Genomic DNA, 24,269 nt, shown 5'->3' with positions numbered 1-24,269 from the left:
TCAATAGATAACCATTAAACTAAACTTTCACCACAATTTTTTTAACTCCCCAAATCAATGAGCCTAAATCCGTCCAAAACAAGGCCGACCTTAACCCGACACATCAACCCGGCACAAACCCGACATAGCAAGATCCAATAATAGCAAGAAGAAATAACCTGTCGAATCTAAAAACCAGACAAAGAAAAATTCTCTAGGCCGACCCACCTCATAACTCCAAAATCTGTTTTTTATGTTTTTACGCGCGCGAGGAAAAATTTTTAAACAATTTTGAACAAAAATAACCAATTACCAATGCAAAAACTTCTCAGTAAAAAAATATAAGGTTCATTTAATATCAATTGCTATCAAACCCATTTCCCCTATTGACACTCTCAACCAATTTCCTAGAATGAATCAAGTTTAATGCATCTTGGTTATCTAAATGTCATCGATTGATAGCGTTTGATATCAATCGAAATAAAAATATAGGGTTAAAACAGGAGTCGAAATGGATTTCTTATTTGTCACCACATACGAACTGGACGCACTCAGCGAAATCCCTCTCATGCAAAGAGTGGTCTATCTCATGGGCATCCGCCCCTACATGGACAGAAAAACGTTTATGGTCGGCATCAAGCGCAAAATCAGCTACCAGTCACTGAGAGAAACACTTTATGTCGCCCCAATCAAAGGCGTAAAAACAGGCTGCCCTAGTCACCAGCAAATGAAACGTGTAATTAAATCTCTGGCACGCCAAGGCATTATAGAAATTCGCTCAACAACCAAAAACCTCATTGTGAAATGTCTTCTGGCTAACCCACATGAGCCGATAGAGCTTGAAAATAAATCTCATCCTGAAGCAAATCCATCAACCCAAGCAGAAGAGAATCAATCATTACCATCAGAAAATCTGAAATCAATCAAACCCGGCAAGTCAGCCAACTCAAAATTAGCCTTCAAGACGCAGCCCGACAGTAACCTAAAAGAGCTATACCAAAAATTTGAACAATTTTGGCAACTCTACCCCCTCCCTAGCTATAAAAATGAAGCCTGGAAACAATTTCAGCAAATTGATCCTGATGAGATACTTTTTGCACAGATCATAGATGGATTACAAGAACAGCTAGCCAAAGTTAATCGTTCAGGAGCTTATTGGCCTTATCCAGCTAGTTGGTTAGGTCAAAAAAGTTGGGTTGGCTGAAGACAAAAATAACTCTCTAAACCACAAAATACTATCAAGATTGCTGCTTTAAAGATTCGAGAAAATTTACTATAGTGCAAAATTTTTTTGAAGATTTATAGAAAAGAAAACCCGTTCGTGCATTTTTCGATGTAGGGGAACGAGCCGTATTATGTAAAGCATACTACTATTAATGTTTTTTGTAAAAACTGTCACTTAATTACCATGTATGAGATTTCTAATTAACCTTTGAGCAAGGCATTAATACTAACTATAATTAGATAAGTCCAGTAAAAGGAATTATACAATGTCAGAACCTACAATCATTTGCCCCTCATGCAAAACTGAGATCAAATTAACTGAATCTTTAGCCGCCCCTTTAATAGAGTCTACTAAGAAACAATTTGAAGAAAAAATAAGACTTAAAGATAAAGAAATCTATGACAAAGAAAATGCTATTCGACTAAAAGAATCAGAGCTAAAAGAGAAACAACAAAAAATCGATGAACAAATTTCAAAGCAAGTTCAAGAGCAACTAAAAATTGAACGTACTACGATATCGAAAGAAGAAGCAAGCAAAGCAAAAATTGCCTTCGAAACAGAGTTAGATAAGAAATCTAAAGATATTTTTGATTTACAAGAAATCCTTAAATCCCGCGATGAAAAATTAGCTATAGCCCAAAAAGCTGAAGCCGACTTTATTAAAAAACAACGTGAATTAGATGACACTAAAAGAGAAATGGAACTTACTATAGAAAAACGTATTAGCGAAGGCATAGATCAAGCTAGATCAATGGCAAGACAAGAAATAGAGGAATCGCTGAATCTAAAAATTAGAGAGAAAGAACAAACAATTTCATCTATGCAGAAGCAAATAGAAGATTTAAAACGAAAAGCAGAGCAAGGATCACAACAACTTCAAGGGGAAGCTCAAGAGCTTGCTATTGAATCTTTGCTACAAACAAAATTTCCTTTCGATTCAATAGAGCCAGTGCCTAAAGGTGAATTTGGTGGAGATGTTATACAACAAGTTAAAAACTCAACTGGGCAAGTTTGTGGCATGATTCTATGGGAGTCAAAGCGCACTAAAAATTGGAGTGATAGCTGGATCTCAAAATTAAAAGATGATCAAAGAGCAGCTAAAGCGGAAATTGCAGTTATAGTCAGTCAAACTCTCCCACAAGGCATAGATAGTTTTGAATTAATAAATGGTGTATGGGTCACTCACCCAAAAGCTGCATTTCCTGTGGCAATGGTACTGCGTCAGACACTCCTTGAAGTATCTTTAGCGCGGAACTCTGCTACGGGCCAGCAAACAAAAATGGAAATGGTCTATGATTATCTAACCGGTCCTCGATTTAGACAGAGGGTAGAAGCTATAGTTGATGCTTTTTCATCAATGCAAACTGATTTAGAAAAGGAACGTAAGGTTATTATGAAACAATGGGCTAAACGCAGTGAGCAAATTGAAAGAGTTACAAGTGCGACTATAGGTATGTATGGAGATTTACAGGGTATAGCAGGTAAATCACTTCAAGAAATAGAGGGATTAGAATTAAGATCGCTGGGATCTAGCTCAGAGAAATAATTCATGCCTGCATAAATATTAAACAAAATATATACCAAAAATGTAAGTTATTCCGGTTCAAATTATAGATTCGAGGTAATCTTAAATTTAAATAATGGAGAAAATAATGCTTCTCAAAAAGATTATACTGCAAAATTTTCGTGGGTATAAAAATAAACATACGATAGAAGTGGATCAACTAACTGCATTTATTGGTAAAAATGACGCTGGAAAATCTTCAATTTTTGATGCATTAGCTATTTTCTTTGACCATCCATTAGCAAAAATTGATTATTCAGACTACTGTGTTCATGCAGGAAAAATTGGTGAATTACGAATTGGTTGTGTTTTTGATAATTTCCCAGAGCAAATCGTTATTGACTCAACAACCACAACCACGCTTAAAAATGAATACCTGTTAAACTGTAATGGAGAATTAGAGATTCATAAGATATATGAATTTTCTGATGGGAATCTAAAAAAAGCAAAGATATATGCTATAGCAAACCATCCAACTGCTAAGGGTTATGAGGATTTATTATCAAAAAAAATCAGTGAATTAAAACAATTAGCCAAAACGTCCGGTATCGATAACGAAGTAGATAAACGTTCTAGCCCTGCATTGAGAAAAGCTCTTTGGGGAAGTTTGAGTGAACTGCAGTTAAAACCATCTTCAATACAACTAGATAAGGAAGATGCAAAAGCAATCTGGGAACAACTTTCAAAGCACTTACCAGAATATGCTTTATTCAGGGCTGATCGTCCATCTACTGATGAGGACTCTGAAGTACAAGATCCACTGAAAGTCGCAATTAAACAAGCCATTGAAGATGTACAAACTGAATTGGACGCTGTAAAAGAAAAAGTTAAAATTCATACTTTAGATGTCGCACAACGCACCATTAAAAAACTTGCTGATTTTGATGAAGCGTTGTCATCACAACTTAAACCAGTTTTTAAATCTGATCCTAAGTGGGATAGTCTTTTTAAAATATCACTCACTGGAGAAGATGAAATTCCTATCAATAAGAGAGGCAGTGGAGTTCGTAGATTAATATTGTTCAGTTTTTTTCGCGCGGAGGCTGAAAGACTTAGAGAAAAACATAAAAAAATAATATAATTTATGCAATAGAAGAACCAGAAACAGCTCAACATCCATATAATCAAAGAAAAGTTATTGAAGCATTACAAACCATCACTGAAGTAGATGGCTGCCAAGTAATGTTAACAACCCATGTACCTGCTTTAGCATCTCTCCTACCCATTAATTCAGTTCGATATGTTTCATCTCATGATGAAAATAATAATAAAATATTTATGGCAAACGATGAAATAATCCAAAAAATTATTAAAGATTTAGGCATTATTCCAGACAAACGAGCAAAAGTCTTAGTGTGTATGGAGGGGCCTCACGATCTCCAATTTCTTAAACGAATAAACCAGTTACTCAAAGTTGAGGGCAATAATATCACCAACATTTTTACAGATCCTAGAGTTGCATTTGTAGTCCTAGGAGGAAGTACATTACAAGAATGGGTAAATCAACACTATCTACGAAACATTGGACTTCCAGAAGTACATATTTACGATAGAGATGAGCTGAAAAATGGAAAGTATAAATATCAAGATGCTAAAGATAAAGTTTGTTTAAGAATGGATGGTTCAGAGGCCTTCCTTACGACAAAAAGAGAAATGGAAAACTACCTTCACATAGATGCAATAAATGACACTTTAAAACCAATTGTTGGCCATACTTTTAACTTCATTCTCTCCGATGACTGTGATGTTGAAAGTGAGATCAGAGCTCAATTAAATGGACAAGGAAAAATCCAAAGACGAACTATCAAAAGCTGGCTAAATGAAGATGTAGCTAATAACATGACATTAGAGCGTTTAAAAGAACGCAATGGCTATGAGGAAATAAAAAGCTGGTTTACGTCAATACAAAGCAAGTTTACTTAACTAATGATTATGAAGTCACCGCAAAGAAAAAATAACTTAATGCGTCACTGCAATATCTCAGCAGTGACGCAGGAGCTCTTCTAAAAAATTCAAATTTAAAATCAACCAATTAACAAATAAAATTCAATCCCACACCACAGGATTGAACAAAATATTCCTCCAAAACCTATTGCTCCAAGATCTCGCCTTTGCTAAATTTTTCATAAGCATAACTGATGAGCCTGTGCAACTCAGGCGAAACCTTCGGGTCTTATGCTAAGCCACTCTCATTCCCTAACCTGTGGCTGGACGTCTAGTCGGGAATCTGTAGTTCTAGGATAGGCTACCATCGGGTAGATAAGTTAATAATCACTTCTTTATTAACCATGGATCAGCGGCAGCTGCTGTTGGATTGCCGTGCGTTTTTGTATTGAAACAATAAGGAGATAAACCACTAAAAAACCGTTGTACCAAATAATCATTAACCTTTGATTTGCCCCACCATTTCGAGCCTTGCAGCGCAAGCTGGATATCCTCTTTGAGTGAATCGCTCGATTAACACTAAACCAAAGACAGGGCAAATAAATTGATTGAATAAAACTATGCGCAAACACTCTTTAAGACAAATAGCGAGCCAGTATCTGGATCATGATAATAGCGGTAGCCCTCGTGGCAAAAAATATCGTCGCTTTGTTATTCTCAGGATGATTGAGGATCTCTTTGTTCTTGGACTTGCACCATCCAATTGGCCTGGTTTGACTTCTCTCCATTTGCAGCAACTGATTCAACATTGGCATAAGAAAAAGGTTAAGCCTTCGACTCTTATGAATTACATGACCATCATTCGCAAATTCCTCTGCCATGTAGGCCATAAGGCAGAGAATATAGATAATCTCAGTCTAGGTTTGCAAACTAAGAAAATTAAGAAGAAAACTCGGAAATCCCCTGCTGATATAGTAGAGAAGATCAATGACCCTGTTGCCAAAATCCTTTTGCGTTTTCAAATTCATTTTGGTTTGACCATGAGCGAAGCCATGCGAATTTTGCCCGGGGTACATATTCAAGAGCATGAATTACTACTGACACGAGAAATCACTTTTAATAGCAAGGATAGGAAGATTCCTATTCGCTCCGAAGCTCAAATAAAGCTTATACAGGATTTTAATCTATTAACCCAAGGGAACGGTTGTCTTATTACTACTCATGGTTATAGAGCTATCTGTTTTAGCTGGCAAAAGGCCATGAAGTCATTAAGGCTTTCTGGAAAAAAATGCTGGCGTTATCTTTATGCTCAACAATTAAACTCACAATTATCCTCTCAAATATCTCATTACCGCTTGTCCTTACTCATCATGGATGAAATGGGGCTGAAATCCCGTACCACACTTTGGAGTTATCTAAATGAGCAATAAACTACGCAGTGCACTTTATTCAGTAAACCAATTAATTAAACAAATGCAGGGTTATTCCTATGCCAGTAAGGCAGATATGAAACATATGATTAACCGCTGCATGAAAGACCTACATGAATTGGGTTTTAAAGTTGGCCATTTAAATGGCCTAAAGCCAAAACATATCTACATACTTGTTGAGTATTGGAAAAAACAAGGCAAGAGTCCTGCAACTATCAAAAATTACATGTCCAAATTGCGTAAACTTGCTTATTTTCTTGATAAACCCAAGCTGGTTAAAACTGGTAATGATTCTTATCAAATTGATAAACGCACTTATATTCCTACTCAAAATAAAGCCATTCACCAAATCGATTTAAACTTGTGTACCGATCCACATATTCGCCTATCACTTGAAGCACAAATGCTATTTGGTTTGCGCAGGGAAGAATCCATGAAATTTGTAGTCAGTGAAGCATGGCATGGTGATTGTTTACATATAAAACCCAGTTGGACAAAGGGTGGCATTGGACGATTGCTTAAAATTACTAATGAAGAACAAATGAAATGGCTATTAAAAGTCTCGCAACAGATTAGACGGGGGGAGTCACTAATCCCTGCAGAAAGAACCTATAAGCAGCATTTAAGTCATTATCAACAGCAGGCTAAGTTAATGGGTGTATGTAAATTACATGGTATCCGTCATGCTTATGCTCAACGTAGATATATCGAATTAACGAAACAGTTAGATCCTTTAAATATAGGTTTGCGATGTCCAATTGCCGGGGGGAAAACAGCTCAAGAGCTAAATCAAACAGAGAGAAAAATCGATAAACAAGTTAGAGGAATAATTAGTCGGGAACTTGGACACTCACGTATAAATATCACTAGAACTTATTTAGGTTAACAGGACTAATCATGTTACACCTCGCTAATAGAAACAGCGTTAGCTACTTTATAGTTATCAAACATTTCATTCCATAGCAATTCAATATTAGATCTTGAAATAGGGATATTACTTACCTGACTGGATAGAAACCCTGCATGCTCACATGAGTTTACAAATGAAAATAACCCATCAAAATACCCCTTAATATTTAAAAAACCTATGGGTTTTATTAATTCACCAATTTTTATAGCATTCCATGTCTCAATTGCTTCTTCTAACGTTCCAAGGCCGCCAGGCATCACAACAAACATATCAGATATTTCTTGCATCATGGCCTTACGTTGCTGCATGGAATCTACAACATGTAATTCATCTAATATTTTTAAAGGCTTTTCTTGTTCGATAAGATGATTAGTAATTATCCCTACTACCCTTCCGCCATATTCTTTTACAGTATTGGCAAGAAGCCCCATCATCCCTAGACTTGAACCACCATAAACTAAAGTAAAACCATCAGCAGCTATTTTTTTACCCAATAAAATTGCCGTATCACTATATTCATTATCATTACCAAATTGAGCACCCAAATAAACGCAAACAGTTTTCATAGATTTCCAGGTAATTAGTGCCTAAGTACAGCTTTGTTTCTTTATTAAACTTTTCCACCCACACCTTTGAACTTATCAACAAACGCGGCGATCTTTTGAAATACGCTCTGCTTCTTGGTGAGGTATTGCGGATTTAATGGACTCATCTTGGGCAGAATGGCATTAAGTTCTGTTCCTTGGTCACTCGCATACTCCCGTTTGAGTGAGGAGGCGATATAGCGTCGGGCTTCTTCGGCATTCAGGTTTTCTGCATTTATCAGCTCATCGGCTTCTCGTTGCTGCTCAGTTTGGGCGAAGGCAAAGAATGCTTCGATCACGCCGGACTTTTCGCCAATCCGATCCAGATCGGTTTGATTGATGAAATCCACTATCAGGCTTTCTTTAGCGCGGTTGCCGAGGCTGGCGCGGATCACCCGGCGCACTTCGTCAACCAACTCGGCTTTGCTTTTGGTTTTCTTGTTGTGCTCGAAAATCAGTTCCAGAATATAATCGAGGTTGATCTCTTGGGATTTCAGCAAATCTATCTCGAACACCACGTCATCCCAGTCAATGGTTGATTTTTCTTTCTCTTCTGCTAATTTTTGTCGGCGCTGCCAATCGCGGATGTCGTTATAGGTAGAACGGTAGTCCTGAATCTTTCGCTCAGCTGGCAGGCGTATGGATTGTAACTCAGCCAGTTTTTCATCATCCAAATAATGTTCTGCTTTAAACGCTTCCACCGCTTCGGGGTTATTCAGGTCAAGGCTTTGCAGCGATTTCAAGCTGGCAAACTCATCATAGTTTTGCAGCACGTTCTCTACGCGCAGGTATTCGCCAAAAAGTTTGGCAAAGTCTTTTTTATCAGACTCTTTTTCAATGGCACTCGGATCAGGAAAACGTTGCTCTAGCTCTCTTACCACCTCCATAAAACCACGTCTGGCTTCACCAGTCACCACATCGGTAAAGCCTTCCATGTATTCCTTATAGCTCTTTTCCAGCACCACGTTTTTGGTGTTTTTATCGCCAAATAGGGTGATAGCATCTACGGTTGCCTGTTCCAGGTCACGGAATGTGACAATATTACCGAACGTTTTAGTGGCATCATAAATGCGGTTGGTACGCGAAAAGGCTTGTATCAAACCGTGGTAACGCAGGTTTTTGTCCACAAACAGTGTATTAAGCGTCGGGGCATCAAAGCCGGTGAGGAACATGCCCACCACTATCAGCAAATCGATTTCCTTGTTTTTCACCCGCTTGGCCAAATCACGGTAGTAATTCTGAAAGCCTTTACTATCGACACTGAAATTGGTTTTAAAAAAGGTGTTGTAATCGCCTATCGCCGCGTTTAAAAACTCTTTGGCGCTGCTATTCATAGCGGACACATCAAAGCTTTCATCCAGAATTTCACCCACCGCTTCCTGCTCTTCATTGGCAGCAAAGGAAAATATGGTGGCAATTTTCAGCGGTTTGTCCTTGTTTTTATATAAGGGATCGGCCTGCAACTTGTTCAGCGACTCATAATAGAGCTTAGCTGCATCCACACTGCTCACAGCAAACATGGCATTAAAGCCCTTGGCGTTTATCTGCAATCGGTGGGTTTTCTGGCGGTAGTTGTTCAGAATGTACTGGGAAATTTCGCGAATACGCTCTGGGTGCAACAGCGCCTCTTTGTTTTCAGCGGCAGATAGTTTCTTCTCATCCTGTTCCGTTTCAATCGCCTTAAATTTGTGGCGCACATCGTTATAGTCTACCTTGAACTTAAGCACTTTCTCATCGCGTATTGCGTCGGTAATCACATAGGAATGCAATTCACGGCCAAATACGCTGGCGGTGGTCTCCGCCCCTAAAGCGTTTATCGGGAAGATAGGGGTGCCGGTAAAACCAAACTGAAAGAATCGCTTGAATTTCTTGTTCAGGTTTTTCTGAGCTTCACCAAACTGGCTGCGGTGGCATTCATCAAAAATAAACACCACCTGCTTGTTGTAGATGGGTAGATCGCCTTCGCTTTTCATCAAGTTATTGAGCTTCTGGATGGTGGTGACAATGATTTTATTATCATCTTTGTCCAGATTGCGCTTTAAACCTGCGGTACTGTCTGAGCCGTTCACACTGTCGGGTGAAAAGCGCTGGTATTCTTTCATAGTCTGGTAGTCAAGGTCTTTTCTGTCCACCACAAAAAACACCTTGTCGACAAATGGCAGTTCTGTAGCCAAACGTGCGGCTTTAAAGCTGGTTAAGGTTTTACCAGAGCCGGTGGTATGCCAGATAAAACCGCCACTATCGGGTTTGCTCCAGTTTTTGGCATGATAGGAGCTTTCAATCTTCCACAAAATACGCTCGGTGGCAGCAATTTGGTAGGGGCGCATAACGAGCAATGTGTCACTTACATCAAACACCGAATAGTGTAGCAACACTTTAAGCAAAGTGTGCTTCTGAAAGAAAGTGGCGGTAAAGTCTTTCAGGTCTTTAATCAGGCTATTATCTGCTTTAGCCCAGTGCATAGTGAAATCGAAGCTGTTTTTGTTGCGCTGGGTGGTATTCGCAAAATAACGGCTATCGGTGCCGTTAGAGATGACAAACAACTGCAAGTACTTATACAGCGAATTCTCGCTGTTAAAGCTCTCCTTGCTGTAACGATGTACTTGGTTAAAAGCCTCACGTATGGCGACACCTCGCTTTTTCAGCTCGATTTGTACCAGTGGTAAGCCGTTCACCAGAACGGTCACATCATAACGGTTGGCATGGCTGCCGGTTTGTTCAAACTGCTTGATCACCTGCACTTTGTTGCGGGTGATGTTGTTTTTATCCAACAGATAAATATTTTTAATGCGGCCATCGTCAAACACAAAGTCGTGAATATAGTCATCGTGGATTTTGCGGGTTTTATCCACAATGGTGTCACTAGGCTTGTCTAGATAAGTCTCCACAAAACGCCGCCACTCACCATCACTAAACGCCACGTTATTGAGGGACTGTAAGTGCACACGCACATTAGCCAGCATGGCCTGCTGGTTATTCAGCGCTGGCAGGTACTCATAGCCCTGGTTTTGCAAATCCTGAATAAACTCGCGCTCTAACGCCTCTTCACTCTGGTAGCTTTCGGCCACTTTCCATTCTTTTTTGTATTTATCCAGAACGATAAAGTTGTTTGATTCAGCGATGGTGTTGTAGTGGGTCATGGTTCTTCCTTTAGCCTTCTGTGCCATCTTTTAGGTCAGGCTTATAAATTTTATCCAAATGCTTAATTAAACGAGTTAAAACAATTTTCTCTTGATCGTTAAGTTCTTTTACCTCTTCACCTGCGTACTTTGAGTGACTACGCAAGTTCATCATTCTTGTCTCGTAAAGGTTAGCTTCCCCTGTATTCGATTGAGGCAGCAGCTCGCCCCACCGTTTGAATCCAAGAAAAATAGTCGTTTTTTCCAAAATGTTTCTCAGGTAATTGAAATGATATTTACTTAACTTATTGTTATTGATGGCTTTTTCTAATTCTGATTTAAGGTGCAAGTGATAAGAAAAAGACGAGTCATCAGGTTGTTCTTCGAGCTTTGATAGCCCATCCTCATTCTTCACGAGGCGATATTTCTTGAAATTTTTAGCTTTATAACCTGTTTTTTTATCATCTTCTCTAAGCTCATTATGTAATACATTATAAAAAGCGGGTTGTGGGTTGTGATAATGAACTTAACTTCAGATTGATTTCTTCTAATAAGCTCAGCCAGATCGACAGCAAGCTCAATCAAATGATTCTCATCCAGTGAGCTTGCCGGATCATCAACAAAAACATACTCAAGCTCATCAAATGGTGTAGGCTCTGGATAGTCAGGATCGACTTCGCTAAGCGCTTCAATTATTAGATCAATCAGAGTATAGAAAATACTCCAGATAAAGCTACTTTCTTCGCCTTTGGAGATTTTCAGGTTGCCCAAGTGTTCCTTGTTACCCCGTTCAAGGGAGAAAGTCACTTCTGAAAACGCCTTTACTGTAACCTCTTTTTCATCTTTGTCTTTAGTTTTATATTCTTCATTAAAGCGAGGGGTAAGCTTGTCATTTGTATAACGCTGAAAGTTGGCAATGATATTTTGATCTTGTCCTTGTTCTTTTAGAATCCAGTCGGTAAATGAATTAGGTTGGATTTTTAGCTTGGGTTCGGTATCACTTTCTAAATCATTATCCCAATAGAACAAGTCTTCGGTAAAGGCGTTGTAGTAGAGTATTTTGTTGCGTGACAACTCAGGTTGATCTATTTCATCACTTCCCTCATCGCTATCATTTTTGGGTGCAATTAGTTCCTTAAAGGCCCGCGAAAGGCGCGTTTTACCTGAACCATTAAAAGCGTAGATCAACTGCACTTTTTTATTGGCGTCTTTTAGCTGCTGTGCTATTTCCGTTAGTGACTTGCTCATATCAGGCCGCTACCTCTGCATCCGGCTTCGGGAAACTCAACAACAAATCGCGGTAATACTCGTATTGTTGTTGGCGCAATTCAATTTCGCACGGTAAGCCTTCAGTGATTGAGTTGGTTAGAGCGTCGAATTTATCCAAGATGGCAACGATGCGATCTTGTTCAGCAAGGGATTTTTCAGGATCGCTAGCTAATGGAATGGGAATCAAGTACTCCATGATTTTCGGCTTGTTGCCTCGCGGCATTTTAGCGCCTTTAGCGTGCTGCATATTATACTCAAAGAACTTGTCATCAGCTAAGACCTGATATAAATATCGAGGATTTAGAGAACTATGAGTAGGATGAATAACAAGTACATCACCATTAGCACCGCCAGTACGATCGGCATACCAAATCTTTTTTAAATAAGGTCGTATATTTCCTATTAAGATGTCGTTGGCATTGTATTGTGTAAGATTGCCACTTTCTGGGGTACGAATAGAGTCTGTTTTACCTGCTCGATTTTGTAAGAGACTCTCAACACCAACATAATTACTACTATTGAGTTCTGTATAGCTAATACGAATTTTAGAATACTCTGCCAATTCCCCTAACGTCCTCCACTCCACTTCACCTTCTTCAAAACTCAACAACTGGTCGCGATAGTAGTTGTATTGTTTTTTGCGGGCGGTTAGCTCGGCGGTTAGCTCGGCGGTTAGCTCGGTAAAGGTGTCCAGAATGCGGACGATTTCTGCTTGGATTTCTAGTGATTTTTTGGGGTTTTCTGGGCAGGGGATGGGGATTTCTAATTTTGCCAAATCAGACTTATTGACAGCAGGAACTCCACCTTCTTTTTTTAAACCTAATAACAATTCGCTTTTTGATTGAAAAAAATAGAAGATATATTTATTGATCAAAAAAGCACTATCAAGTGACTTTATCTTGTAGCACAAAGGACCTAACCAAAAAGGATCTTTTTGATAACCTACATAACCTATCCCCCCTTGCCCTCGAGATGGAGTTGTTACTGTGTCGCCTTCGCAATTGGTACTTGCACTATATCCTGACCTAGATGTACCAGCATTGATATAATCAAAATCTGTCGCACTATCAAGAATTTCAGATGGCTTTTGTCCGGTATTAATCGCAGCAACATCACCTAACGGCTTCCATTCCACCTCCACTCCATCCAGCAATTTTTCCATATAGCTCATATCGCTCATGCCTCAACCTCTTTGCCTTCAATCTCCGCCACAATCGCATCAATATCGTTACGTAGCTGATTGATCTTAGCAACGGTGGTTTTTATCTCGGCATTGAGCTGGTTAATGTCCACCACTTCGCGGTTGTCTTTGGCTTCCACATAGCTACTTACCGACAGGTTGTAGTCGTTGGCAGCTATGGTTTCAGAAGGTATGGATTGGGCGAAGTGATCCACATTTGCTTTGCTATCAAACACCGCCATGATTTCTTTGATGTGTGCATCGGTCAGGATGTTGTTATTAGTTTCTTTTTTAAATAAATCACTGGCATCAATAAACTGGGTGGTGGTATCCGTTTTGTGCTTAGAGAGCACCAGAATATTCACCGCAATGGTGGTACCAAAAAACAGGTTGGGTGCGAGAGAGATGACCGTTTCCACATAGTTGTTATCTACCAGATACTGGCGGATTTTCTGCTCGGCACCGCCACGGTAAAAAATACCGGGAAAGCAGACAATGGCAGCGCGGCCTTTACTGGATAAGTAACTAAGCGCATGCAGTACAAAGGCAAAGTCGGCTTTGGATTTAGGTGCTAATACACCCGCGGGGGCAAAGCGATCATCGTTAATCAGGGTTGGATCATCGCTACCTATCCATTTTACCGAATACGGTGGGTTGGAGACGATGGCATCAAAGGGTTTGTCGTCAAGAAAGTGCGGGTCTGTCAAGGTATTTCCCAGCTGCATATTGAACTTGTCGTAATTGATGTTGTGCAAAAACATGTTCATCCGTGCCAGGTTATAGGTGGTATGGTTGATTTCCTGACCGAAGAAGCCCTCTTCAATAATATGGGCGTCGAAGTGCTTTTTGGCTTGCAGCAGCAGTGAGCCTGAACCACAGGCAGGGTCATAAATTTTATTGACGCTGGTTTGCTTGTGCATGGCAAGCTGGGCAATCAGCTTGGAAACGTGCTGCGGGGTAAAGAATTCACCACCGGATTTACCGGCATTGGCGGCATAGTTGGAAATCAGGAATTCGTAAGCATCGCCGAACAGGTCAATCTGGGCGGCATCACTTTTTTCATAAAAATCATGTCCAAAATCCAAACCTGCCACGCCTTTCAATACCGCCGCTAAACGACTGTTTTTGTCTTTAACGGTATTACCGAGTCGGTTACTGGTGGTATCGAAGTCGGCAAATAGACCTTTGATGTCGCCTTCGGAGGGATAGCCACTGGCCGAGGTTTCTATAGCGGAAAAAATCGTGGCCAAATCGGTGTTCAAGTTTTCGTTGTTGTTGGCGTCTTTAGCAACATTGGCAAACAACTGGCTGGGGTAGATGAAGTAGCCCTTAGTTTTTATGGCATCGTCTTTGATGTCTGGCGTGATAACATCATCGCGAAGCTCTGCGTAATGAATACTATCATCATCCGCCTCAATATAAAGGGCAAAGTTTTCGCTGATGAAGCGGTAAAACAAGGTGCCGAGGACATATTGTTTGAAATCCCAGCCATCTACTGAGCCGCGCACATCATTGGCAATAGCCCAAATTTGGCGTTGAAGGGCGGCACGTTGTTGATTGCTTGTCATTTTATTTCCCGTTTAAATTCGATTACTAGTCACCGTTAAATATCTTATTAAATGATCTTCCATACAAAGATATATTTTGAATCAAACTCCAATATTAATAAATACAAAGTAACAATATAAAAATACCTAAGTACACCCAGAAGTACACCTAGCAGAATTTTTTATTTTTAATGGGTTTAACTAAGAAGATACAACTTACTGATTTCAAAGGAGATTTTATGGTCGGGACGGAAGGATTTGAACCTTCGACCACTAGCACCCCATGCTAGTACGCTACCAGGCTGCGCTACGCCCCGAATGCCCGCAAATAATAGCGAAGTCTGAAGAAAATAACAAGTGCAAGAAGATTTATTCCAGAGGTCTACGATTGAATTCGCTTAAAATTGAGCGAACAGCTTCAATATAGTAAAAAAATGTTCCATTTATTTTTGATAGAAACGAAGATATGTCCCGACATTTTAATCCTCTTTTTGAACATATATCAGGTTAATTTGTTCAAACTACCATTATTGTTATGACTTTATTCCTGGTTCCCATTACTTAGGGCCATGATTTAAAACAGATACTTTTGTCTTTGCATTAAGAACATCATCCATTAAAGACTCAGCAAAATCAAAAGATTCCATAAGATTTTTTAGGTGCTGATTTTTCTCTAAAAATTTAATAACGGCCTCCGCAGTCTGCTCATCTTCTGGAAAATTAATTAACACCTGATACGCCTCTAATAAATCACGATCTTGAGCATCAATCTGTCTTTCTATTTCATTAATTTGCTCCATTGAATCTGCTGATTCTAATACAGCTTTCAAATGAGTCTTTTGTTTTTCAATGAGCTCGGTAATTGGCTTTAAAACAGCAATAGAATGAATGAATTTTTTCGCAAGATTATATTTTGCTTCGGGTAATTCTTCTTTTAAAAGATAGAAACTTAACCGTTCTTTATTTTTAAAATTTTATCCGTTATAATTTCATTAAAACTTAGAACGTTAGTCAAAGACTGAAATTCACTTTTATCTTTTATATCTTGTATCAGAATATTTTTTATATTTTGATTCAAACCCTTCATTTCTTTTATAAGAAATTTATCAAGCTCTGATTCTGTTTTAATAATGTCATTTACAACTTTAAAAAACTCAGGGAATGAATTGACCTGGTCTAGTTTTTCGCCCAGATGAAAAAGCTCTTTATTATACTTTTCTATATCTAATTGAACACTATCAAGATTTTGAAGGATTAATTCTGCTCTTTTCTTATAATCTGCTTCATTAAATAATTTTGTAGTTTGCATATTTTCATCCTCTTAATAATATTGCCTTCTATCTCTCTTATTTGGTTTGGAATCCTTTCAATAGATCATCTTGATGGTCATCTTTAGTTTCTTCTTTGGTTTCTTCCTTAAAAAACGTCACATTCTTTTGCTTATTTGCTCTACGAATATGCTCGGGAACCTCTTCTTCAAAACTTTTTATGGCTTCTTCTTTTTGAGAAGCTTCTATAATTTCTCTTTCGGCTCTTGTCTCAATCATAGCTTTTTTGCCTTCATCGACAAGTTTCTTTAGTTTTGTTGCCCACTCAGGTACCTCTGGCGGAGCGCCAAAACTACTGTCTTGTCCACCTACATAAGGATTGGGTTTAAATTCCGATTGATAAGTTTGTCGCGTAGCACCAATTTCTGATAGTAAACCACGACTTCCCCCTTTCTCTCGATACTTTAAAAGAGCTTTATATTGCTTTTCTATTTCTTCAAGCTTTTGGGTTAATTCAAGTTGCGCTTCAGAAGTCCCCCCTTTTTCTACTGCTTCTTCAATTTCTTTTCTTGCTCGATCATAATCAATTTTTAATTCACTAACATTAATACGACAGGGTTCTTGTTGATAGCCAAATAGCATTAACTCGATTACATCACCGGTGTTTAACCGCTGAGAAGGATCGTGCATATATTCCTCATGTTTTGATAACTCTCCTTCCCGTTTTGTATGCCAATCAGCATAAAATCGAGCAAATCGCTCTTCAATTCGTTCAATCTCACCCTCATTAAAGAACTGAGCAAAAGCTTCCGTTTCTTTTAAAGCGTCCATATGTTGGTTAAAATCCTCTGGAGTATAAGGTTGATTATTTTTTAACCGATAGTGGTTATGGTTATGAAGAGATTCAATTTCTAAGTGATGCATTAACTTTAGGTGTACTGAATTACTTCCACGATAATATAAATCACACCCATTTGTCACCTTTCTATGTGCCTGTGCCGCAGCATGATAAAGTATATCTCTAAACTCTTGAGGATATTGATCCATAACGCCTGGCTTCCAGAAATACCAAGTCAAACTATGCGCCTTGACTTGCAAGGCAATACGCAGCTCAATTTCTTTACCTTCATCAAACATTTCATATACTTCACCTTTTGTTCGTCGAAAGATACGATGGGGAAATTTATTAATTAATTTATTGTATTCTTCCTCATTACCGGCATTCACATAGGTCTGTAATTGCTTCAAAACACCATCATGTTTATGTGGATAATCATCTTCATCTCCTGCATAGGAGGTATAAAGAGTAGTTCTCTGGGTCTTCTCTAGTAATATAAAAAATGGAGTATGTTTTCTCGGTTTAGGTTTTTCTATCGCAATCTTTTCATCCATAGTAACCTCTACGTTAAAATCATTAACTTTATGATTAATTATAGAGCAAGAAGGTATTTATTTATAAAAATAGAATTTGTATTGCCATTTATAAAATTACATAATGAGGAAAATATTTGATTTATTGGGACTATATTTGTAAAAAAATATTGCTAGATGAAAAATCTTTGAATATACAACTTAAGCTCGTTATAATAAAAAACATCAATTCACAGAATAGCATATGATTGAAAAAATGATTCAAGAGAACTTCCTTAACACTCCGATTAAAGAATATAAAGGCGATGTTGCACCTGCTCTCTCTGAGAGTGAATTATCGGAACTTATCAATCAAATAAAATCCTACCTAGACCAGGACAGTTTATCCGAATCTGAGCTCGAACAAAGTAACACCTTATATTGGCTGACCTATGGTTTGTCTCATGCCATGAAAAATAAAAATTTATCTTCTTCTTATGAAATTGCTTCTATCCTGTATCAAATAAGTAAACAATATCCTCATCTTGCAATTAAAATGCTTGGAAAAACAATTGACGCCGGTGAATTTAAAGGTCAAACCGGAGTTTTTGTTTGGATGGATCGACTCTACAGTGCAACTTTTAATTCTATTTTTTCTCCAACTTTAATCGCTATTAATTCAATTTTTTCACATTTATTGGAACAAGAGGGGCATACCCTTTCCTCAATTATGGTTAAACCGATTGAAAGTGGTTTTACAAGCGGAACAAATGCCTTATTCAACCTTATTTATGCATTAAAAAATGCCTCTGAGTATGATTGTAATCAATCGATAACAAATTTAATTGTTGAACTCTTAGCGAAGTTTATTACTCACTCGCCTAATGAGTTAGGATTTGCTCTAACTCAAGAAGTTACTAAAGGTGCATTTTCTGGGACTGGGTTTATGGATTTTATAATACCTACACTTGCGCGATGTTCTCAAGACAATATTGATGCTGTAAGTACCCTGTGCAAAATTCTTTTAATAATAAATGAAAAGCACCCCCAACCATTAATGGACTCACTAACTAAAATCACTCAAAATGGCTACCATCAAGGAACGCATGCCTTCCATATTATTTTAACAGCGCTAGTTTCCGCATCTTACATTGAAAATAATACAAAAATGTTCAATCTACTCGTAGATCTAATTCACGATTTTTTTAAAAAATCACCAGAGACAGTAAGCTCAGCATTGACTCAACCAATCAATACAGGAGTACGCAAAGGTGAAAATGGCATTATGCACCTTGTTCATGCGTTGAGTATTGCAATGGATCGAAATATTGATACACGGGCGATTACGAACTTATTACTAAATGTAATCGAGCATAAAGGCAATGACCTTGAAGAGGCATTTAACAGTAACGCTGCAAGTAAAAGCACTTTTTATCTAGATACCCCCTTATCGAAATTAGAAAGTAAACTAAATAATCAACAAACTACAGCTATTCAAAAAACTGAACTTGAGAGTATCGTAAAGAAATTCATGGAAGTCACTTCGCATCATGGGAAGTACCTTTGAGTTTCTTCCCAGCTCAAGCGCTTAACTCTTAGCTGGGAAATCAACCCATTTAGATTTAAAAATCATCGTGGGTCTAAGTGGTGTGTATTTCGCTTGGACTTAATATTTTAAGCATGTAATGTTAAACTTAAGAAAAGACCCTGAAATGAGAAATTATTAGTTTCATTTCCAGCAATCCTTTGAGGACCTAAATTACCTATACCGGTAAAGCCCCTAAGTGTATCCATCGAACTAAAATATTCATTAATTTGATATCCTACTGCCGCAGTCCAAGTAGAAGCATTATGCAATTGGTGAGTATAATCTAATCCAATTTTTCCTGTAACGCTATTTACAACTCGATTGCGTTTAGGCCAATTAAAGCTCAGATTTGACCCAAGAAAAACAGCAGAATAAGACTGCATTGATCCTGCCATCAGTGCATAATCAAAATAACCAAGCAAGCCAAATCCATTCCATAAATTATAGTGGCCGTCCAAACCAAAAAGCGGTCCAGCCCCACTAAATTTACTGTTCAAATCGCCAGGAGCCGCAAAAGTCAGCTCATGTTTTATTTGCGCATATCGTACCCCTAAAGAAGGACGAATAGTGAATACTCCAGAAGTATCACTGTATTTTCTTCCTGCTTTAACATCTACTTGATCTACTCGGTAACTCAAATACGCATCGCTGACCAGTCCTGGATCAAAATCTACCGGGATAGTGGCATCAGGAAATAAAATGCTTCCAAATAAAATGGAACCATTTGCAAAAGAATTTACTGCATGAGTTTTGTTATTTAAATAAAGATAGCTGACTTCAACATTGTTTGCGGTCATAGGTATGTCATAACCTAAGGCCACACTACCAGCCCATTGATAGCCTGGGTTAAAAGGCTTGCTTTGCGCTTGGGAGCCACCTGGAGCCTCAAACAACCAACTGTCAGTCACTAAACCCAGTCCCGTTTCGCTGGGTTGCACATAATAACCAGTCCCATTAACATACACTCCACCAGAACTTTTAAATGCACAAAGCATACTTGAACAAACTGGCCCATCCTTATCAAGGATAGGTGGGGTAGTAGCAAATGCTGCATTTGCTAAGAAGAAGCCACTAATAACTAGTGGGTAAAACTTACATGTCATATTTCACTCCTTGTTTATTTACCGCATTAACTTAATCAGTTTAAACAAGAATTACAATTAATTTATTTAAAAATTATTTAATCAAAATTAACTTACATGATGGAAGCCTAAGTAATTTGTATCGATAGATCAGGGCGAGCAAACTGTTCTTTACCTTGATATCGTGCTCTATGCGCGATATCAAGGATTGGGAAAGCCCAATATTGTTCCCATCCCTCCAATATAATCTTGGAAATCATGTATCGTTATAATAATGTTTTAATTTTTTGTGCTTCAAATTTTGAATGCACGATTTGAATGTATTGGTTACAGCTTAGTAATTCAGCATATTGCAAATCAGCAACTGCATTATTTAACATCCCTTTTGCTGAATTAGGCTCATCCTCCATGATCAAGGCTGCTGCTGTATTTACTTGCATTGATGCCATATGAAGTTTATCAATGCATTGCTGTCTATGCTGTTTTTCCGAGGTCGAAACAAGGACATGGGATAACTGATAACATTGATTGGCTAAAAACTCTTTACTTAGCTCAGACTGAGCGTTCATGCTAAATAAGATTAAACTGCAAATTAAAGATTTTTTTAAAATCATTTTAAACATAGATACTCCTGTAAATTGACGACAAACCTGCCGTTACTTCACACACTCCCTATGAAGTAAGTTCTACTGAATTGCTAGTAACACTGTCAAACTCATTTATCTTGCCAAAATAATGCACTACCATCAAGCAGAAAGCACTCTCAAGGAAATCCATTTTTAATGCAGCATCATGCCAGCTTTATTAATCGATCCCATCACAACTTCTCTAACTTAATGGTAGTATGGAGCAGGCTTAAGCCTTTCACCATAAGTACATATTATCAATATTTCTTAACCCTATTTTGCTTGATTTAAACAAAAGCATTAATTCCTGTAATATGCTTTCCTAACACTAGGGTATGAACATTGTCCGTACCCTCGTAGGTGAAGACGGATTCCAAATTAAGCATATGGCGAATAACATGATATTCCAAGCTGATTCCATTCGCCCCTAATAGATTCCTGCATTTTCGTGCAATTTTCAACGCCTCACGACACGCATTACCTTTAGCAAGAGAGATCATTACAGGATTTTCGTGATGATGATCTTTTATGCGGCCCACTTGTAAATTAAGGCATTGCGCTTTAATAATTTCCGTATACATATCAGCTAAATCTTTTTGAATCAGCTGAAATGAAGCTAAGGGTTTATTAAATTGCTTACGCTCTAGCAGATAATCACGAGTAATATCAAAGCAAGCCATAGCCGCTCCCATGGCTCCCCAAGCAATACCGTATCGTGCCTGGCTTAAGCAACTTAAAGGAGCGCCTATACCTTTATCGCTACCTGGTAGGTAATTTTCATCAGGAACAAAAACATTATCGAATACTAATTCGCCGGTTATCGAAGCACGTAATGACATTTTTAGTTTAATTTCGGGGCGACTTAGGCCTTGCGATTTAGTATCCACAATAAAACCGCGTATCCCTTCCTCTGTTTTTGCCCAAACAATAGCAATATCAGCAATTGGTGAATTGGTTATCCACATTTTGGCACCATTCAAACACCAACCTCCATCGACCTTTTTCGCGGTTGTTCTCATCCCTGAAGGATCAGAACCAAAATCTGGTTCAGTCAAACCAAAACATCCAATAATCTCGCCCGTAGCCATTCCTGGTAAAAAACGTACCTTTTGCTCTTCACTACCATAACGAAAAATAGGAAACATACATAAAGAGCTTTGTACCGAAACAAAGCTGCGTAAACCACTATCCCCTTTTTCTAATTCTTGGCAAACTAAGCCATAAGCAACATAAGAAGCTTCTGCACCCCCATATTCTGCAGGTAAAGTTAAACCTAATAGACCTAATTCAGCAGACTTTCGAATCAGCTCTCGTGGAAATTGAGCATGTTCAAAGGATTCAGCCATCAAAGGCATTACATCATTATTGACAAAACGCGCTACGCTATCTCGTATCATGCGTTCGTCATCATTTAACTGTTCATCAAGAAACAACAAGTCGTCCACTCTCTTTCTCCCTTTTATCTGACTCTAACGCAATTACGGCTTCAATAATACTTTCTTTACTAGGTAATAAATACTGCCATGCATTACCCAAAGGAATAAAGCAATCTTTACCTGTAATTCGTTTGATTTTTAAGCTGGATGAAGCTTCTTCCAACAGCAAAGACATTAACCCTTCACTAACAGAACCACTTCTTCTCCCTTCATCCACAATTAACACCTGTTTTGCTTTGGCTATTTCTCTTAAAATGGCATCGCTTGGTAAAGGATTAAGCCAACGTAAGTCCACAACCTTCACTGAAATTTTATGTTCTTCCTGCAGTACTTGTGCTGCTTGTCGTGATAAATAATAACCATTAGCATAAGTCAAAATGACCGTTGTTCCCTCACCATAAGTACCTACTTCGCCTAATGGAATCTCAACATCAGGGGCTGGATAGTGAAACAACCATCCGTTATCACCAGGCACGTGTAAATCTTTAGTCATATACAACGCAATAGGCTCTAAAAACACAACTACCCGACCTTGCTCATAAGCCAAACGCATACAGGTACGCAACATTTTTGCGGCATCTGGACCATTAGATGGGCAAGCGACAATAACACCTGGCAAATCCCGTAATACCGCGATAGAGTTATCATTATGAAAATGACCGCCAAATCCTTTTTGATAAGCTAATGAAGCAATACGCACAACCATAGGATTTTGGTATTGACCACTGGAAAAAAAGGATAAGGTAGAGGCCTCGCCACGCAGTTGGTCTTCTGCATTATGTAAATAGGCTAAAAACTGGATTTCTGGAACCGGGATAAATCCATTATGAGCTAAGCCTATTGCAGTCCCCAAGATAGTAGTCTCATCCAAAAGAGTATCAAACACTCTGCGCCGCCCAAACCGCGCCTGCAAATCTGCAGTCACGCGATAAACACCACCTTTCTTACCAACATCCTCCCCAAACACTAACATATTAGGATATTGCAGCATCAAATCCGTCAGCGCAAAATTAATCTGTTGACATAAATTACGCTTCTGAGTTAATTGCGAAAATGTATTAGCAAAAACTTTGGCACGCTGATCTTCGTTTGGAAGAGAATAGACCTGTTTTGGAGGTACAGTAGGAATCAATGAAGACATTACTTCATCGGCACTAGAAAGTTTAGGCTGCCTAAGTGCTTCAACAGCTTTTGCTTCGATTAAATCTTTATTGTTATGGTAGAGACTGAGCATGTCTTGGATACTCATCCAACCTTCTTGATAGAGAAGACCTGCGGTATGAAGCAACGGATCTTCTGCTTCTCTTGCTTCAATTTCTTCTTGAGTACAATATTGAGACTCAATATCAGAGCCTGCATGTCCTAATAAACGAACACAACGCATATGCAAAAAAACAGGTTGTTTTTTTATTCGAGCGAGATATTCTGCCTCTTGAGCCACCGCATAAGCATCAGCAATATTTAATCCATCACAACTTAGATAATGTAACCCAGGACGTGCACGAATAGAGTGTTCTATCCAATCACGGGGAGTAGGTACAGAAATGCCTATCCCGTTATCTTCGCAAATAAAAACCAGGGGTAAAGGATAATTTTGCTGCGCCATCCAGGAACAAGCATTCAGAGTAGCTTGTGCAGAAGCATGATTTGTAGATGCATCGCCAAAAGAACAAAGAATAACTGAGTCAGAATTTAAGTTACCAGGAGTTTTTAATTCTTTTGCTCGTGTAATAGATATTGCTGCCCCTAGGGCTTTAGGCAAATGAGAAGCAATAGTAGATGTTTGTGGCGGAATATTTAAAGGAACACTACCAAATACTTTATGGCGGCCACCTGATATAGGATCCGTTGCGGCAGCAACTAAAGACAATAAAATATCTCTAACACCATCCGTTCCCGGCAATTTTTTGGCCCGTTGCAAATAAAATGCACCGCTTCGGTAATGCAAAAAAGCCATGTCCTCGTGGCGAAAAACCTGTCCCCATACAGCATTCCCCTCATGCCCGCTACTTCCAATAGTATAAAAAGATAAACCCTTTTCTTTCAGTTGCCTGGCAATCAAATCAAGCAGACGCGATTTGATTTGCGAATCAAAGAGGTCAATAGCAGTTTTCTTATCCAATTCCGCCGTTTCCGGATCCATCGTACTTTTGGATTTTGGAAAGTCTGCTTGCTGGATCCGACTTACAAACCGCTCATCAACTACAATAGCCCTGTCTAACATCGCT

20 protein-coding genes, 1 tRNA gene and 1 pseudogene are annotated in these 24,269 nt (G+C 38.6%); 8 read left to right on the top strand and 14 right to left on the bottom strand.

Annotation, left to right across the window (positions count from 1 at the left end; all coding sequences use genetic code 11):
- Positions 1-490: 490 nt before the first annotated feature.
- From EL220_RS03190 to EL220_RS03165, 7 genes and pseudogenes are all read left to right on the top strand, one after another.
- Positions 491-1,183: a hypothetical protein gene (locus EL220_RS03190; RefSeq protein WP_027270844.1), complete on the top strand. Its 693-nt coding sequence runs from the start codon at positions 491-493 to the stop codon at positions 1,181-1,183.
- A 286-nt stretch (positions 1,184-1,469) separates the two neighbouring features.
- The gene (locus EL220_RS03185) at positions 1,470-2,750 is read left to right on the top strand and encodes a DUF2130 domain-containing protein (protein WP_027270843.1); all 1,281 of its coding nucleotides are present in this window, start codon (positions 1,470-1,472) and stop codon (positions 2,748-2,750) included.
- 106 nt (positions 2,751-2,856) lie between these two features.
- Positions 2,857-3,849, top strand: a complete 993-nt coding sequence (locus tag EL220_RS03180; RefSeq protein WP_164838755.1) for an ATP-binding protein — start codon at positions 2,857-2,859, stop codon at positions 3,847-3,849.
- A pseudogene (locus tag EL220_RS19750) lies at positions 3,846-3,917 on the top strand (hypothetical protein); the annotation flags it as partial. The gene EL220_RS03180 and the pseudogene EL220_RS19750, both read left to right, overlap by 4 nt.
- Before the next feature lie 33 nt (positions 3,918-3,950).
- On the top strand, positions 3,951-4,691 hold the full coding sequence (locus EL220_RS03175) for a hypothetical protein (RefSeq protein ID WP_232002590.1): 741 nt from the start codon (positions 3,951-3,953) through the stop codon (positions 4,689-4,691).
- Between the two features lie 581 nt (positions 4,692-5,272).
- Positions 5,273-6,082, top strand: a complete 810-nt coding sequence (locus tag EL220_RS03170) for a phage integrase N-terminal domain-containing protein (RefSeq protein WP_027270841.1) — start codon at positions 5,273-5,275, stop codon at positions 6,080-6,082.
- Positions 6,072-6,968: a phage integrase N-terminal domain-containing protein gene (locus EL220_RS03165; protein WP_027270840.1), complete on the top strand. Its 897-nt coding sequence runs from the start codon at positions 6,072-6,074 to the stop codon at positions 6,966-6,968. The genes EL220_RS03170 and EL220_RS03165 overlap by 11 nt, the downstream gene beginning before the upstream one ends.
- Before the next feature lie 14 nt (positions 6,969-6,982).
- Here the strand turns inward: EL220_RS03165 and EL220_RS03160 are convergent, their stop codons facing one another.
- The 10 genes from EL220_RS03160 to EL220_RS03125 all read right to left on the bottom strand — a co-directional run bounded on the left by EL220_RS03160 (position 6,983) and on the right by EL220_RS03125 (position 17,351).
- On the bottom strand, positions 6,983-7,558 hold the full coding sequence (locus tag EL220_RS03160; RefSeq protein WP_027270839.1) for an LOG family protein: 576 nt from the start codon (positions 7,556-7,558) through the stop codon (positions 6,983-6,985).
- Positions 7,559-7,602: 44 nt separating this feature from the next.
- The gene (locus EL220_RS03155) at positions 7,603-10,716 is read right to left on the bottom strand and encodes a type I restriction endonuclease subunit R (protein ID WP_027270838.1); all 3,114 of its coding nucleotides are present in this window, start codon (positions 10,714-10,716) and stop codon (positions 7,603-7,605) included.
- Between the two features lie 10 nt (positions 10,717-10,726).
- Positions 10,727-11,110, bottom strand: a complete 384-nt coding sequence (locus EL220_RS18320) for a hypothetical protein (protein ID WP_197720975.1) — start codon at positions 11,108-11,110, stop codon at positions 10,727-10,729.
- A complete protein-coding gene (locus tag EL220_RS03150) occupies positions 11,107-11,943 on the bottom strand; it encodes an ATP-binding protein (protein WP_197720974.1) in 837 nt (278 codons plus the stop codon). The genes EL220_RS18320 and EL220_RS03150 overlap by 4 nt, the downstream gene beginning before the upstream one ends.
- 1 nt (position 11,944) lies before the next feature.
- A complete protein-coding gene (locus tag EL220_RS03145; RefSeq protein ID WP_027270836.1) occupies positions 11,945-13,144 on the bottom strand; it encodes a restriction endonuclease subunit S in 1,200 nt (399 codons plus the stop codon).
- Entirely contained in the window at positions 13,141-14,712 is a 1,572-nt protein-coding gene (locus tag EL220_RS03140) for a type I restriction-modification system subunit M (protein WP_027270835.1), read from the bottom strand. Before EL220_RS03140 ends, EL220_RS03145 begins: the two co-directional genes overlap by 4 nt.
- A 219-nt stretch (positions 14,713-14,931) precedes the next feature.
- A tRNA-Pro gene (locus EL220_RS03135) sits at positions 14,932-15,008 on the bottom strand.
- Positions 15,009-15,248: 240 nt separating this feature from the next.
- Entirely contained in the window at positions 15,249-15,491 is a 243-nt protein-coding gene (locus EL220_RS18500) for a hypothetical protein (RefSeq protein WP_232002589.1), read from the bottom strand.
- Between the two features lie 149 nt (positions 15,492-15,640).
- Positions 15,641-16,000 (bottom strand): hypothetical protein, encoded by a 360-nt coding sequence (locus EL220_RS18495; protein WP_232002588.1) that lies wholly within the window; start codon positions 15,998-16,000, stop codon positions 15,641-15,643.
- 37 nt (positions 16,001-16,037) lie between these two features.
- Positions 16,038-17,351 (bottom strand): hypothetical protein, encoded by a 1,314-nt coding sequence (locus EL220_RS03125; RefSeq protein ID WP_027270833.1) that lies wholly within the window; start codon positions 17,349-17,351, stop codon positions 16,038-16,040.
- Between the two features lie 223 nt (positions 17,352-17,574).
- Here EL220_RS03125 and EL220_RS03120 point away from each other — a divergent pair, with 223 nt between their 5' ends.
- Positions 17,575-18,876, top strand: coding sequence for a hypothetical protein (locus EL220_RS03120; RefSeq protein WP_027270832.1), 1,302 nt, complete (start codon positions 17,575-17,577; stop codon positions 18,874-18,876).
- Positions 18,877-18,983: 107 nt separating this feature from the next.
- Here the strand turns inward: EL220_RS03120 and EL220_RS03115 are convergent, their stop codons facing one another.
- The 4 genes from EL220_RS03115 to EL220_RS03100 all read right to left on the bottom strand — a co-directional run bounded on the left by EL220_RS03115 (position 18,984) and on the right by EL220_RS03100 (position 24,265).
- Positions 18,984-20,000, bottom strand: coding sequence for an Lpg1974 family pore-forming outer membrane protein (locus EL220_RS03115; RefSeq protein ID WP_027270831.1), 1,017 nt, complete (start codon positions 19,998-20,000; stop codon positions 18,984-18,986).
- A 245-nt stretch (positions 20,001-20,245) separates the two neighbouring features.
- A complete protein-coding gene (locus tag EL220_RS03110; RefSeq protein WP_027270830.1) occupies positions 20,246-20,602 on the bottom strand; it encodes a hypothetical protein in 357 nt (118 codons plus the stop codon).
- 290 nt (positions 20,603-20,892) lie between these two features.
- Positions 20,893-22,050: an acyl-CoA dehydrogenase family protein gene (locus EL220_RS03105; RefSeq protein ID WP_027270829.1), complete on the bottom strand. Its 1,158-nt coding sequence runs from the start codon at positions 22,048-22,050 to the stop codon at positions 20,893-20,895.
- The gene (locus tag EL220_RS03100; RefSeq protein WP_027270828.1) at positions 22,028-24,265 is read right to left on the bottom strand and encodes a dehydrogenase E1 component subunit alpha/beta; all 2,238 of its coding nucleotides are present in this window, start codon (positions 24,263-24,265) and stop codon (positions 22,028-22,030) included. The genes EL220_RS03105 and EL220_RS03100 overlap by 23 nt, the downstream gene beginning before the upstream one ends.
- Positions 24,266-24,269: the final 4 nt, after the last annotated feature.

The sequence above is a fragment of the Legionella sainthelensi genome, from assembly GCF_900637685.1.
Taxonomy (GTDB): domain Bacteria; phylum Pseudomonadota; class Gammaproteobacteria; order Legionellales; family Legionellaceae; genus Legionella; species Legionella sainthelensi.
The sequence above is the reverse complement of the archived record's forward strand: the minus strand, read 5'-3'. Positions and strand labels throughout refer to the sequence as shown.

Coding starts and splice junctions, on each gene's coding strand:
- EL220_RS03190 (WP_027270844.1), top strand. CDS start 491: ATGGATTTCTTATTTGTCACCACATACGAACTGGACGCACTCAGCGAA.
- EL220_RS03185 (WP_027270843.1), top strand. CDS start 1,470: ATGTCAGAACCTACAATCATTTGCCCCTCATGCAAAACTGAGATCAAA.
- EL220_RS03180 (WP_164838755.1), top strand. CDS start 2,857: ATGCTTCTCAAAAAGATTATACTGCAAAATTTTCGTGGGTATAAAAAT.
- EL220_RS03175 (WP_232002590.1), top strand. CDS start 3,951: ATGTTAACAACCCATGTACCTGCTTTAGCATCTCTCCTACCCATTAAT.
- EL220_RS03170 (WP_027270841.1), top strand. CDS start 5,273: ATGCGCAAACACTCTTTAAGACAAATAGCGAGCCAGTATCTGGATCAT.
- EL220_RS03165 (WP_027270840.1), top strand. CDS start 6,072: ATGAGCAATAAACTACGCAGTGCACTTTATTCAGTAAACCAATTAATT.
- EL220_RS03160 (WP_027270839.1), bottom strand. CDS start 7,558: ATGAAAACTGTTTGCGTTTATTTGGGTGCTCAATTTGGTAATGATAAT.
- EL220_RS03155 (WP_027270838.1), bottom strand. CDS start 10,716: ATGACCCACTACAACACCATCGCTGAATCAAACAACTTTATCGTTCTG.
- EL220_RS03150 (WP_197720974.1), bottom strand. CDS start 11,943: ATGAGCAAGTCACTAACGGAAATAGCACAGCAGCTAAAAGACGCCAAT.
- EL220_RS03145 (WP_027270836.1), bottom strand. CDS start 13,144: ATGAGCGATATGAGCTATATGGAAAAATTGCTGGATGGAGTGGAGGTG.
- EL220_RS03140 (WP_027270835.1), bottom strand. CDS start 14,712: ATGACAAGCAATCAACAACGTGCCGCCCTTCAACGCCAAATTTGGGCT.
- EL220_RS18500 (WP_232002589.1), bottom strand. CDS start 15,491: ATGGAGCAAATTAATGAAATAGAAAGACAGATTGATGCTCAAGATCGT.
- EL220_RS18495 (WP_232002588.1), bottom strand. CDS start 16,000: ATGCAAACTACAAAATTATTTAATGAAGCAGATTATAAGAAAAGAGCA.
- EL220_RS03125 (WP_027270833.1), bottom strand. CDS start 17,351: ATGGATGAAAAGATTGCGATAGAAAAACCTAAACCGAGAAAACATACT.
- EL220_RS03120 (WP_027270832.1), top strand. CDS start 17,575: ATGATTGAAAAAATGATTCAAGAGAACTTCCTTAACACTCCGATTAAA.
- EL220_RS03115 (WP_027270831.1), bottom strand. CDS start 20,000: ATGACATGTAAGTTTTACCCACTAGTTATTAGTGGCTTCTTCTTAGCA.
- EL220_RS03110 (WP_027270830.1), bottom strand. CDS start 20,602: ATGTTTAAAATGATTTTAAAAAAATCTTTAATTTGCAGTTTAATCTTA.
- EL220_RS03100 (WP_027270828.1), bottom strand. CDS start 24,265: ATGTTAGACAGGGCTATTGTAGTTGATGAGCGGTTTGTAAGTCGGATC.